General features: G+C 48.0%; 12 protein-coding genes and 1 pseudogene. 5 read left to right on the forward strand and 8 right to left on the reverse strand.

Features of this window, described 5'->3' with window-relative positions; translation table 11 throughout:
* From QVP67_RS10230 to QVP67_RS10265, 8 genes and pseudogenes are all read right to left on the reverse strand, one after another.
* Nucleotides 1-1,511, reverse strand: a 1,511-nt coding sequence (locus tag QVP67_RS10230) for an ABC transporter transmembrane domain-containing protein (protein ID WP_288180109.1), incomplete at its 3' end; no start/stop codon positions are given.
* 364 nt (nt 1,512-1,875) lie between these two features.
* Nucleotides 1,876-3,642: a hypothetical protein gene (locus QVP67_RS10235; RefSeq protein WP_022163468.1), complete on the reverse strand. Its 1,767-nt coding sequence runs from the start codon at nt 3,640-3,642 to the stop codon at nt 1,876-1,878.
* Nucleotides 3,643-4,093: 451 nt separating this feature from the next.
* Nucleotides 4,094-4,702: pseudogene (locus QVP67_RS10240) on the reverse strand (sugar transferase); the annotation flags it as partial.
* A 290-nt stretch (nt 4,703-4,992) separates the two neighbouring features.
* Complete coding sequence (locus tag QVP67_RS10245) at nt 4,993-6,024, reverse strand: nucleotidyltransferase family protein (protein WP_022163471.1); 1,032 nt, start codon at nt 6,022-6,024, stop codon at nt 4,993-4,995.
* A gap of 263 nt (nt 6,025-6,287) precedes the next feature.
* Nucleotides 6,288-7,040, reverse strand: coding sequence for a glycosyltransferase family 2 protein (locus QVP67_RS10250; RefSeq protein WP_022163472.1), 753 nt, complete (start codon nt 7,038-7,040; stop codon nt 6,288-6,290).
* The gene (locus tag QVP67_RS10255; protein ID WP_022163473.1) at nt 7,037-7,945 is read right to left on the reverse strand and encodes a glycosyltransferase family 2 protein; all 909 of its coding nucleotides are present in this window, start codon (nt 7,943-7,945) and stop codon (nt 7,037-7,039) included. The genes QVP67_RS10250 and QVP67_RS10255 overlap by 4 nt, the downstream gene beginning before the upstream one ends.
* Nucleotides 7,942-8,493, reverse strand: a complete 552-nt coding sequence (locus tag QVP67_RS10260; protein ID WP_022163474.1) for an acetyltransferase (Isoleucine patch superfamily) — start codon at nt 8,491-8,493, stop codon at nt 7,942-7,944. Before QVP67_RS10260 ends, QVP67_RS10255 begins: the two co-directional genes overlap by 4 nt.
* Nucleotides 8,494-8,534: 41 nt before the next feature.
* The gene (locus tag QVP67_RS10265; RefSeq protein WP_288180110.1) at nt 8,535-8,996 is read right to left on the reverse strand and encodes a hypothetical protein; all 462 of its coding nucleotides are present in this window, start codon (nt 8,994-8,996) and stop codon (nt 8,535-8,537) included.
* A gap of 422 nt (nt 8,997-9,418) precedes the next feature.
* Here QVP67_RS10265 and QVP67_RS10270 point away from each other — a divergent pair, with 422 nt between their 5' ends.
* The 5 genes from QVP67_RS10270 (at nt 9,419) to QVP67_RS10290 (ending at nt 13,605) form a co-directional block, all read left to right on the forward strand.
* Nucleotides 9,419-9,991 carry a BT4734/BF3469 family protein gene (locus QVP67_RS10270; RefSeq protein WP_022163476.1) on the forward strand — a complete coding sequence of 191 codons (573 nt, stop codon included), beginning with the start codon at nt 9,419-9,421 and terminating at the stop codon, nt 9,989-9,991.
* Between the two features lie 75 nt (nt 9,992-10,066).
* The gene (locus tag QVP67_RS10275; protein ID WP_022163477.1) at nt 10,067-11,983 is read left to right on the forward strand and encodes a DUF3987 domain-containing protein; all 1,917 of its coding nucleotides are present in this window, start codon (nt 10,067-10,069) and stop codon (nt 11,981-11,983) included.
* Between the two features lie 291 nt (nt 11,984-12,274).
* Complete coding sequence (locus tag QVP67_RS10280) at nt 12,275-12,496, forward strand: DUF4248 domain-containing protein (RefSeq protein ID WP_022163478.1); 222 nt, start codon at nt 12,275-12,277, stop codon at nt 12,494-12,496.
* A 236-nt stretch (nt 12,497-12,732) separates the two neighbouring features.
* Entirely contained in the window at nt 12,733-13,242 is a 510-nt protein-coding gene (locus QVP67_RS10285) for a hypothetical protein (RefSeq protein WP_022163479.1), read from the forward strand.
* Between the two features lie 249 nt (nt 13,243-13,491).
* Complete coding sequence (locus tag QVP67_RS10290; protein WP_022163480.1) at nt 13,492-13,605, forward strand: smalltalk protein; 114 nt, start codon at nt 13,492-13,494, stop codon at nt 13,603-13,605.
* The last annotated feature ends 30 nt before the right edge of the window (nt 13,606-13,635 follow it).

The raw sequence follows: 13,635 nt of genomic DNA on the forward strand, positions 1-13,635 counted from the left end.
GCCGTACGGCTCCCGGCCGGGAAACGGCACGAAAAGTTGTGGAACACCGGTCGGTCCCCCGGAACATACGCAAAGTCTATCCCTTCCACGTCCACATCCGGCGTCTCTGCCAGTCGCAGAGAAGTTCCCGCTTCCTCTTCCGGCAAACTCTCCAGCTCCCTCAACCGGCGAACCGATGCCATCCCCTCCACCAGCGAAGGAATCAGCCGAGCCATGTCCCATACAGGCTGCTGTATCTTCCCCACCAGTTGCAGAAAAGCCGCCATCGTACCGAATGTGATGCTGCCGTCACTCAGTCCCCATACTCCCCAACAGAATGCCACCAGATAGCCACCTGAGAAAGCCCCCGACACACAGGCACGAGTCCATATCGAGAAACGGGTACGCTTCAGCAGGCGCATCCGCAAACTCTCCTGTTCCCCCTCCAGTCTATGAAGCCGTTTCCTGCCTATTTCCAAAGCCCGTACCACATTCCGCTGCTGCAGACTTTCCTGAATCACCGCCTGTATCCGGCTGTCCGTCCTCCTGATCCGGTTTGCATAGCCGTACATACGCTTCATGTACAGCCGGCTTCCCAGCAGGAAAAAAGGCAGAATCCCTACCACCAGCCAAACCAGCCGCGCATCCAACCAGTAAAAGAAAGCAAAAGCCGCCAGCAGCTGTATGCCCAGAATCACAAAGGCCGGCAAAGTCATCGTCAGCAAACTCGTCAGAGTTGCCGTATCTCCTGCTACCCTGTTCATCACGTCTCCGGTATGGAAACGTTCCAGTTCCTTCCAGCGGCTCCGCAACAGGTGACCGAAAATCCGGTATCTCAATCCGTTTCCCGTCCCGACCTGTGCCCGCACAGCCACCCAGTTGTCCCATGCATTGCACGCCAGTTGCAGCAGCATGTTCACGACCAACACACCAGCCCAAAGCGGAAGTTCCTCTGCCCTCCCCTCCGTAGCCGCGTCAATAGCCTGTTTGGAAAAATAGATGAACAATAGCGAAAGCCCCACCGACAGCACCCCTGTCAGGCAGCTCAGCCCTACACTCCTGCCATGCCCGCCCAGTGCCTGCCTCAAATAAGCCAACATACCGCGAACCTTCTGCCGGTAACGTCTGCCAGCCAACACCTTCATCCAGACGGCCGAATACCAGCGCCAAACCTTTCCATCCACTTCATACGTCCGCCCTTTGCGTTCCATGGCAACCGCCTTTCCCAACACCTCCTGCAGTCCGGTCTCTTCCGTTGTCTCATTGGCATCTCCCTGCAACAGCAAACGGGTTCCCCGCCGTTCTACAACCCGGTGAAGCACGGTACTTCCGCCGTCGTTCACACCAGCCAGCACCACGTCTCCCAGCGACAGTTCTTCAGCCCGGCAGCCACACAGCGTAACCTTGTCCCGTCCGTCCGTCAAAAACGGTTTCATACTGTTCCCTTTCACCGGTATGGTCACCGTTTTTCCTTCCCGCAACCATCCGGCAATCTCTGCCATCAAAATTTCATTATCAAAAAACTTCTTCATCCTCTTTTTGCAAAACGAAAACAAGCCATGCCGCTAAAAAGCGACATGGCTTGACAAACAAAACAAACAATCACTTATCTCGATAGATAAGTAACGCCTGCCCCGGCTTCGCTAAGCTCAAAGCAGGCTCCCGAATCACCTCACGGTGACTTTTTTATAACTCAACTTTCGCACGCTCATTTTATAACTCAACTTTCGCAAGCTCAAGTTGCAGTTGACAAGCAACAAGTTGACGAGTTGACAAGGCGTTTGTAACGAGCCGTTTCAAGCGGCACTTTATCAAACAGGGAGTTCCAGCCTAGTAGACTTGTAAACTGAAGCCTTGTCAACTAATAAGTTGAGCACTTGCGAAACTTAAAGTTCATTAGTCAATTGCATAGAATATCCTTACCTTTACACTACGCTTTACCTTGGCGTTCAATCCCTGAACACTTTCATCGTTCAGTTCCACAACCGGGTTCACCAGCGCATTTACCAGGAAGGCATTTCCAGGCATATTCTTGAATTTCGGATTTGTCTTCAACCAGTTCACTACCGTAAAGGCACGGTTGTAAGCCAGTTTCTTATTACGTTCCAGACCAATCTCCTCAGCATTTTCGCCAATGTAGTTGTCCTGGCTGGTTGCCAGACCTTCAGCCACCACATACAGCAGACGTCCCTTTTCAAAAATCTCGTTCAGTCTGCCCACCGTAGCCGAGTCACTGGCCAGTGCCACATTTCCTTTGTTATTCTCTACAGCCGCATATATATCCGCAAAGCTGACCAGCTTCGAGTCGGCTCCGGGGCGCATGTTCTGTTCTACAATGCCCAGTCCGCTGTGTGCATTCAGCCCGAACGACTGTCCCTCTTTATAGTTATCTTCACTGATCAGTTTCTGCATGGCAGTTTCCGTATCAACACGATAGTGCCATGTATTTCCCTGACAGTACATCGGTGCATAGTAGTAACCGGTCTGTTCCTTGAAACGGTTCATACTTTCAGCGTCCATACTCAGTGAGATCGGCGACAGCGACATTTCATATCCGCGCGTCACCCCTGCAATCTCCGGTGCTTCCCCTGCTTTCTGGGTCGGTATGTCCGAAGTCTTCAGTCCCGACAGACTGGCTCCCGATGCCAGACGCTGAGCCACTGCATCCGTATTGTCAAACTTGGTTTGGGTAAAGATACCCGAAGCCAGGTAATCGATGGCGTTCACCGGCGCATCCACCATGGTCGGCGCATCGTTACGTCCTGAATAGTTGTTCGGGAAAAACACATAGAATTCCAGTACTCCGTATTCCGGACACTCGTTGACAATGGTGGCCGGTGCGGCTATCACGTTGTTGATGTAAATAGGGTTCTCACACGGCATACATCTGTCCCAATGACGTTTTTTGAAGTAATAAGTAAAGCCCACACTGAATCCTAAATTGGCATCAAACCACACACTGTTTTCTCCCGTACTTTTCAAAGTAATACCATCGAAATTGGTCTGATACAACATGGCACGCGCTTTCAAATCCAATGAAAACTTCTTTTCCTTATCAAAGAAGCGGCTGTATTGCAACTCAAAATGCCCACTCCATTCGTTACGCTGAGCTTTGATGGCCCTATGATGCAATCCACCAATACCAACCGACGCAATGAACTGGTTCATCAGCTTGTCTGATATCTTTCCTTCGTAACCGCAAAACAAACGTGACAGATTAAACATGGCACTCACATTCAGATCCCACCATTTGTTTTTCGACTTCAGGTAAGGTATCCCGTCTCCATTGGTCAACCAGTCACCATACGTGTAATGAGTATCTTCTTTACTGTAGCCTTTCGAATTACCGATACCGAACTGTAACTTGGCACCGATACCCGGTGTAAACCATTTACCGATTCCCACATTAAAGTCCGGCGATAATAACCCCGAGAACTTTCCTACGCTGCCATAGTCACCCACGAAAGCATGCTCACCTATATTTGCCAAAATAAACCAGTTGTCCCAAAAACGATTGGTCACAATCCGGTAATGATCATCCGTCGGTTGCGGAGTCTGATTGACTTCACATACCGTTGTGTCACTGCTGACGATCTCTTGCGCCGATGCACTGCCCCATCCTACGGACAGCAACACCAGCATACTCCATACAAATTTTCTCATTTCTGTTTATAATTAATGTTCAAAAAAATATTTTCAATTAAAAGTTTTTTCACCACAGAGGACACAGAGTCCCACAGAGGTTATATTTCAATGTTCACCACGGATTACAACACAGATTAAATTCAAGATGCAGTGTGGGGAGGGTAAGTATCCGAGACTCTCCTCCTTCTGGAAGGAGGAGTACCCGAAGGGGGAGGTGGTAGGTGAAAGCATAAAGTATTAATATACAGAGTGTCGTAAAACCTACCACCCCGCCCGTTGGGCACCCCTCCTTCCAGAAGGAGGGGAGCCAGATAACATAACTAAGTTTCAGCACATCCTCATCTACAGATTAGTACAATGATTCAATCCGGAATAATCTGAGAAATCTGTGGTAAAACATCTCCCCTTTCAACTCACTAACTCTCCAACTCATCAACTTATCAACTCACCAACTAACCAACTAATCAAATCAATACGCCTTCGCATCCGTAAAGAAACAACTCTCTACTGTTTTCCAAATGATGTACAAATCCAGCGTAAATCTCCAATTCTTGATATACCAGATGTCATACTTCACCCGGTTTTTCATATCGGCCAGCCTGGGTGTTTCTCCCCGGAAACCGTTTACTTGGCTCCATCCCGTAATGCCCGGTTTTATGCAATGCCGCACCATGTATTCATCTATCTGCCTCGAATATTCCTCCGTATGCTTCACCATGTGTGGCCGCGGTCCTACAATGCTCATGTCTCCCATCAGCACATTCAGGAATTGCGGCATCTCGTCCAGATTGGTTTTCCGCATAATGTGTCCCCATTTCGTAATCCGCGCATCCGTCCGGGTAGCCTGCCGGGTATCCGCATCGGCACTGGCCCTCATCGTACGAAACTTTATACATCGGAATGTCCTTCCCCTCCATCCCGTCCGTTTCTGTACAAAGAAAAGTCTTCCGGGCATCGTCGACTCCGTCATAATGGCAACAATTATGACCAACACCGGAAACAAAGTACAAAGGAACACCAGCGAACAGACAAAATCGAACGCCCGTTTCAGCAACCGGTTTCCGAGACAGTCCAATGGTGATCCACAAGAAAAATAGTCTACCGTTTTTCCCATACGTTCTACATACATATTAATTGATTTAATAGATAATTGAGAATTGAGAATTGAGAATGGAGAATGAGTCGTAGAAATTCTTCATTAGCCTCGCTCAAAAAATCTTTTGATTTTTCACATAGAAGTATAGTCCTCATTCTTCATTTTTTTGTTCTTCATTCCTGAAGTGGTATCTGACTCCCCTCCTTCTGGAAGGTTGTTAGGTTTCAATTCGCACTTACGAAACTTAAAAATCCAATCTGTGAAAATCCGTGTCATCCGTGCCTAAAAATCCGCTTTCCCGCCTTGTACACCAGAAAGCTCATCACTTCACCGGGCATAATACCCAGCAGCGTCCACCCGCGCCGTACCCAGAACCAGGTATTTCCCACAATGCGGCCTATCCTGAAACGCATATTCCGGGCTTTCTCCTCCCGTTCCATTTTCAGGCGATAGCCATCTCTCAGCACGACGTTCCTAAACAGCTCAGCCCCTTTTCCCCGTCTGACCGGTTTCAAGGGATAAGCCTCTGTTCCTCCTATATAGTTCTCGATAAATCCAAACAGAATCCGGCCGAATCTTTCCACATGCAGCCGTTTCAGCAAAATCGCTACTTTCTTCCCGTCCAGTTCAGCATACCGCAACATCACCGCCACATCGCATACCTGTTTCAGCCCGATGCCGTACGTCAGAAAATGCCTGCGTATGTGCAGCATCAGGCAGACCAGATACAGTTCCCGGTCCGTTTCGTCTACTTCTTTGCACAAATGTTGCAGGCGGGCATTCACCACCGGGTTGTATACATACTCCCACCGGGCATGCAGTTCTACCGGTACCCGTTCATTCTCCTGCACCACGATGTCTCCGTTTTCATCCCGAAATGCAATACCGGCTTCCGCCAGCATAGGTTTCAGCCGACTCCAGCCATCCTTCAATACCACATCCACATCCCCCGGACTGCGATGCAACGGCTGCTGATACCACAAAGCCACCGATGTCCCCTTGAACACAAAAGCAGGCATGCCGGCTTTCTCCAGTCTTTCCAGCCACTGCTGTCCACAACGCTCTGCAAGCCTGTTCATCTGTTCCAGATAAAGCAGATGAAACAACCACCGTTCCCACACACTTCTATCCGGGCGCATGGCCGTCCGGCCCACGCCGTCTATCAGCCATCCGGTCACTGCCTGCTCATGCGCCATCGCAAACAGTCTTTTCCAATCCTCCGGCCCGATAGCCTTACTACCCTTATATTCTTCTTCCGTTTCCCACAATCCTCTACGCAGGAAATAAAAGAAAAGAGTTTCCATACTTAAGTTTCGGATTTAATATTTTTCTGGTAATTAAGGAGTTAAGAAGTTAAGGAGTTAAGCCGATACTTAAGATAATGAGTCCACTTTAAAAAGTCTGTTTCCTATGAGTCTCTTTATAGTTACTATTACTTTGCTCTGTCATCCTGAACAAAGTGAAGGATGACAGAATGATAACTATGTTATACGCTAAGACAAAAAGTGTACTTTTTAAGGTAGACTTATTTATTCTGCGTAAATCTGTGTTAATCTGTGTTTTCTCATCACAGAGACCCCAGATTCACAAACTGCGGCACCTTCCATGCCATCTTTTGCAGTTTGGTCCATACAGCAGGCATTCCATGACTCCGGTACATCCGCACATCCTCCTCCCACATCTGTTTCCTCCGCTTGCTGTCCGTGCTTAGTCCTCCCATCCGCATCCTTACAATATATTCGTTCAGGTATTCCACTTTCAGATCCGCTTCATACAGATAGCGGAACAGCAGATCCGAATCCGCTGCAATCCGGTAACTTTCGTCATACAGCCCCAATCGGTCCATACAAGTCTTGCGGATGTAGCAGGTAGGATGCAGCGGCAACCATCCGTGCCGCACTTTCCATTTACTGTAGCTTCCCCCTATCCAGTTACGCACCACCCGGTTCGTGTCGTTTGCATCAACAAACAGCCCGTTTCCATACACAAAGTCCGCACCGGTTTCTTCAAACCGTTTTACAATCCGGCTGATGATGTCCGTAGCATAAAGGAAATCATCCGAATGCAGCAGCCCCACGATATCGCCCGTCGCCACCCGTATTCCTTTGTTGATACCCTCGTACATCCCGCTGTCAGGCTCCGAGATAATCCGGGTAATGCGATCGCTGTACCGTTCAATTACCTGTAACGAACGGTCCCGGCTGTCTCCATCCACCACAATGTATTCAATGTCCGGAAAATCCTGTGCCAGTACGCTTTCAATGGCATGTGCGATGGTCGCTTCCCGATTGAAACAGGAAGTGATAATAGAAACTTTCATAAATTCAAATAATTCTCCTTCAAATACGCCTTGATTTTTTCAGCGTCGTGGCCGAAGCGTTTCTTGATTTCATATATCTTGGCATCCACCAACATCCGGTACCAGAATCCCTGCAGAATGTGCCAAATAAAACCTTCTTTCCCATCCAAGAATCCGGCTTTCAGTACATAACGCAAGAAGAAATTGATAAACGGTCGGACAAACAAAGGAGCCTTGACGTATTTTATTTTCAGCCAACGTTTCCGTTGTTCTTCCGTTCCGAAAAACTTTGGAATGACCTCTTCCGCTTTAGCATCCATACCGTATTCCATCATCAGCATATCCACCATTTCCCGGGTCGCATATCCGTTATGCTTTTCTGTCCACCAAGTCAAATCATTCAGATTAGCATCTACCTGATTCCCCTCTTTGACAGTGATAGTCGTTCCATCAAAAATGCGAATATGTTCATCCATCCAGCGGTTTTCACAGTCTCCATGCCCCTTCCGAAATACCTTCAGATGATAAGACGGATACCAACCACCATGTAACAATGGCCTGCCCATAAAGTCAATTCTTTTCCGCACATATACACCATTCACATCCGCATTACATCGACTCACCGCATCTTTCACAGCCAGTCCGATATTCCCTTCCAAAAACTCATCGGCATCTATCCGCCAAATCCATTCCGATTGTATCGGACACTGGTATACCCCGTAATTAAATTGCGTTGCATAGTTTTTCCAAGGATTTCTGTAAACCTTCGCCCCCATCTGTTCAGCCATTTCGCACGTACGATCCGTACTGAAAGAATCGATTACAATTATCTCGTCACAGACTCCCTTCAACGACCGGATACATCTTTCCAGATGTTTCTCTTCATTCTTGGTAAGAATGATGGCTGCTATTGAATTGTTACTCATTTCAGATTTCTTATTTTCAACGTCTTGGCAGGATTTCCTCCTACCACATGATAATCATCTACATTTTTATATACCGAAGCGGTAGCTCCTACCACAGCAGCTGTTCCTATACAAACACCCAACCCGATAAAAGCTTTCGTTCCAATCCAGGCCTTATTTCTTATCCGGATAGGTGCTGTTATCAAAGAATCATTCGCCGTATTCAGTTTATCTACCTCATGAGAAGCTGTACAGAGATAAGCATATTGTGAGACCACTACGTCATCTTCCAATATTACCCAATCCTGATTATAGCAAATCACATTCGGACCTAAACACGCCCGATGCCCCATTTGCAATTTCCAAGGTGCCCATATCTTTACCGAGGAATAAACTTCAGCATCCCATGCTAATTTTGCCCCAAATATTTTTAATAATGCAACACGCCAAACACGAAAAAACTTTGTTACAAAAGGCCGAAACAAAAAGAAAGAGACACAGTTCCACAAAGCCCGTCTTATTTTTGTCCGAATAAGCACACGACCAACTGCATGTTTTTCAAATCCCATAATCAAATTTGTTATAAGTATCAATATTGCATACTATCAGTCTACTGCCCCCCTTTCTTCACCATCATCTCCATCTTCTCCTTCTTCCTCCTTGCCGCCAGCATATTATTAATCTGCAACCGCACATTATCCACTTTCCCCCCTGATGTCAGGTTGGTAGCAAAAGGAAGAAGCCGCTGAATGAAGGCAGCTTTTACCACAATTTCCTTGCGCACCTGTCCATCTTCGAGCATCAGCTTTACCACATCGGCCAATTCATGTGCCGAGTTGCAATTGCCAATCTGCTTCACATAGAAGTGTAACTTCTCCACATCATGCACATACCGATACAGCTCCTGCTCCTGCCGGGTCATTGTCTCCTTTGTATTGACAATCTCTTTTTTCTGAACAATAGAATCGGCCTGCTGTTCTCCATAAAAATTCTGCACAATAGAAGTCGCTGAAGGCACTATCGTATTCGTCCCACCGTTGATATTAATAACGATTCTTGTTTTATCATCCATTTCTTGTGATGTAAAAGGTTTATTTATTTTTTTGCATACAAAATTTTGTTCTGTGATATATAAGGGAACAAACAAAACTTTCATTTTGTCATTTTAATCTAAAATACTCCAAATTTAAACAGTCTAATATTTGAATTACTACATTCAACAACCAACAAAATAATAGCAAAATGTTATCCACTCTTTATTTTGATACACCTCAAACAAAATCTTGTTTCAATACACTGAGAACACATACAAAATAGTTCTGTTTCGATTCGATTCGTCCGATATGCCAGTACAAAGGAACATTCTCAATTCAAAATATGCACTCAATAAGTCTCAACAGACATTCAATAAAATCTCAACGGTTCTCAATGAGCATTTTCACTCTCCTAAATTGACATATATTCGCGCCCAATTCTCACTAAAACGCATATACCATGAAAGAAAGCATTATGAGTTTTTTCCATGCCCCCGTCACCAACAAAGTGCCGGCGGGGGTATGCAACCTGACCGGACTTCACACTTATCTCACGTCCGACAAACAACTGGAGCAACTGACAAACGAAGTACGCGCCACACTGGCCGACGGACAACTCTTCCGGAAAAAGAAGCAGCAATTACTGCCTTATGTCACACCTGCCGGCATCTTTCCTTACTGCAAAGAACTTTGTCTGACACTTCCTTCCGGACTGTTCGTCATCGACATCGACCATCTGGACACCGCCGCCGAGGCGGAGGAATGGCGCAACCGGTTGTTTGCCGATGACGTGCTTCATCCCGACCTTGCCTTTATCAGTCCCGGTGCCAAAGGAGTCAAACTGTTCGTCCCTTATCGGTTATGTCCGAACGAAAGCATCAAAGAATCGTTCGACAAAGCCTTGCATACCGCCTGGGACTACCTCGAATGGAAACACGGTCTGAAAGTAGACACCGCCAACTCCGACATGTCAAGAGCCTGTTTCCTGGCGCACGACGCGGGGGCGAAACTGAGAATGGATAATGAAGCTTAATTCAAAAACTCACCAACCCAAAAACTCACCAACCCAAAAACTCAAAAACTTAAAAACTCAAAAACTTAAAACAATATGGACAACATCGAATCATTACAGCGTTTGGTAGACGCTGTTGAAAAATCCGGTGCCAACGTAGCACCTACCTACCAGGAATACATGCCGATGGCATTTGCCATTGCCAACAGTTGTGGCGAAGAAGGACGTTCCTCTTTTCACCGCCTATGCCGCATCTCCGAGAAATACAAGTCGGAGGAAGCAGACAAACTTTACGACCACGCCTTGCAGCAAGGATCCGGTGCCAATTCACTCGGCACCGTGTTCCACCTGGCCGAACGGACAGGCATCCGACTGGACCGAAAACTTGCAAACTTGCAAAACTTGCAGCCCCCTCACCCACACACGCGCACGCGCGAGGAGCGAAAATCAACAGGCTGCGAGCCCCAAAGCGCAAGTGACGAAACGCAAGCGACAGACGACGAAACGCAGGTGCCACCCCTTCCCTGTTTTTCCGATTACAACTGGCCTCCTTTCCTGCAACAGATCATAGATTGTGGCGATTCACCCGCCCAACGCGATATTTTGCTGTTGGGAGCCGTCACCGTCATCGGAGCCACCCTCAACAAGCTGATCAGTTTTACGTATGGACGTAAGAAAAAATATCCCTGCCTCCAGACTTTTGTGGTGGCTCCCCCGGCTTCGGGAAAAGGAGCCCTGACCTGGGTACGCCGGCTGGCCGAACCTATTCACGATTCCCTGCTCGATGCCTACAACCGGAAGTTGCAAGACTACCGGCAGGAAAAAATGCGCCGGGATGCAATGGGCAAAGAGAAAACAAACCAACCCGAACCTGAACAGCCCCGCATGAAAATGTTTCTTATCACCGGTGACAACTCCGGTACCGGTATGCTTGAAAACCTGATGGATGCCGACGGGGCAGGACTGATCTGCGAGGCCGAAGCCGACACCGTCAGTACCGCCATTGGCAGCGAATACGGACATTGGAGCGACACGCTTCGCAAAAGTTTCGACCACGAGCGTCTGGCCTATAACCGCCGTACCAATCACGAGTACCGTGAGTGCAAACAGTCTTACCTCAGTGTTTTGCTTAGCGGTACCCCGGCACAGGTGCGTCCGCTTATTCCTTCAGCCGAGAACGGTCTGTTCTCCCGCCAGGTATTTTATTGCATGCCTCCCATCGATGAATGGGCCGACCAGTTCAACCTTTCCGATGCCGATTACGACCGGATCTTCACGCAGTGGGGAGAAGACTGGAAACAGTTGCTCGACAGTCTTGCTGCCAACGTAAGCAACATCCGTCTGGAGTTGTCTACCGAGCAGAAACAGGCGTTCAACCAGCATCTGGCCCGTCTTTTCGTCCGTGCCGGAGCCATTCATGGTGATCCCATGAAGAGCACCGTCACCCGTATCGCCATCAACCTTTGCCGTATGCTGAGTGTCATAGCCCTGCTCCGGTCGCTTGCTACGCTGCTTCCCTCCGGCGATAGCAGAAAGGAAACGGTCTACAACGACCTCACTCGCCAGCTCATCGCTTGTCCCGGCCTTTCGCCCGACCCGCGCATACCGTCCGAAAACATACGCGACGGAGTGATTCCTCTGTTTCGCCTGAGTGTCACCGAAACGGATTTTCAAGCAGTTCTTTCCCTCGCCGAGCCTTTGTACCAACACGCCTGCTACGTCCTCTCGCTGCTGCCTGCCACCGAGACTGTGCGCCAAAGTACTTTGTCCGTGGATGCCTTTTTCGATCGTCTGCCCCATCGGTTCAGTCGCCAGAGTGTTCTTGAAGAAGGGCAACGGTATGGGATAGCCCGCAATACCATCGACTCAAAGCTGAAACGGATGACCGAAAAAGGCATATTGCAGAAAACTCAGCGTGGCGAATACGAGTTTGCTACGCGCATGCGCACGTGTGTGGGTGAGGCGGCTGCAAGTTTTGCAAGTTTGCAAGTTTCTGCCCCCTCGAACAGCTGATTCCACCCCTCCCAAGCCCCCGTTTTTTTTCCTAGTTAGGAAAAAAATACGGCCTAGTTAGGGAATAATTTTTTCCTAACTGGGAAAAAATCAGCAGCCAACCTAAGGCAAGGATACACGGATGCCACGGATCAGGCGGATGAAGGCAGACTAAAAAATAGGTCGAATAAAGATATTGCTTCATTCTGTCCTTTCAGTTTACATCATCTGTAGCCGAAAGCGTTAAACGCTCAACCATAAACCCTCAACTTTTAATTTTTCACTATTAATTTTTAATTATTAATTCCCAACATGTCCTCTTTCTTCCGCCCCGTCACCATGAAAAAAGGCGAACTGGCCCGTCTTTATTTTCCTGAGTCTCCCACCAGCATCGGAACCAACCGGCTGATGCGCTGGATCCACAATTGTCCTCCCCTCATGAAAGATCTGTCACAAACCGACTATCACCGCTCGCAGAAGTTGCTCACCGCCCGCCAGGTATCACTGATCATTCATCACCTGGGAGAGCCGTAACCTTCAGAAACCTTCAGAAACCCATAACTCCCCTTTTCCCCTGCCGTATCTTTGCGACAAGTTAACGAGTTGACAAGTTGACGAGTTAACAAGGTGACAAGGTGATGAGTTGATAAGTTAAGGAGTTAAGCCAATACATAGACTACTCTAAACCCTCAACCCTCAACCCTAAACTCTAAACCATAAACCCTAAACCATTAACCATTAATCATTAACCATTAATTTTAATTTTCCTCATGGGTATCAAAGTCAAAGCACGCCAGATGAAACTGGCAGTAGGTCCTTCTGCAGGACAGTATCGGTTTATCATGTTAGCGGACATTTACAGTACGCTGAAAGAAGACAAAGTCATCAGTGAGGCCGCCCTGCGGTCCGGCATTTCCAAAGGCACCATCAATGCCACGTGGGAAGCCATTGGCGACGTCATCAAGAGTTGGGCCACCGAAGGCCATTCCGTTCCCATCCCTGGTCTGGGCACCATGCGTTTCGGCGTCCGTGCCAACTCCGTGGAAAAAGTAGAAGAGGTCAGCACCTCGCTCATCACCTCCCGCCGTGTCATCTTCACCCCCAGCAGTGCAATCAAGCAGGAACTGAAGGATACTTCCATCAACATCACCTGTTACGACAAGGACGGTAACGTCATCAAGCAAGTCAACTCGGCCGATGGTGGTACAGTAGACGAAGATCCCGATGACACAGGCACCGGTTCCGACGGTGGCGGTGGAGCCGAAGATCCGTTAGGCTAAGAGAAGCCTCACCCCCAACCCCTCTCCCAAAGAGAGGGGAGCAAGGAGGGGAGATGAAAGTAGAAAGAGTTTAATAAGAACTCCTAACCATAAACCCTAAATTATTTAAGTAGTTAAGAAGTTAGAGAAGTTAAGCCAATACATAGACTCCCCTAAACTCTCAACCCTAAACCCTCAACACTCAGCCCTAAACCTTCACCCCTAATCCCCCAACTATTAATTTTTAACTTTTAATTTTTAATTCTCACCATGTCCGAAACCAAGAAAAAATCTACCTGGGTAACCATCCTCCACGCCATTGTCCAAGCCATTGTTGCCGCCCTCACAGCCCTCGGCGTTTCCAGTTGTGCAGCCCTGTTTTAAGAAGCCTCACCCCCGCCCCTCTCCGAAGGA

The organism is Bacteroides sp. CAG:633 (assembly GCF_000435115.1).
GTDB classification, from domain to species: domain Bacteria; phylum Bacteroidota; class Bacteroidia; order Bacteroidales; family Bacteroidaceae; genus Bacteroides; species Bacteroides ndongoniae.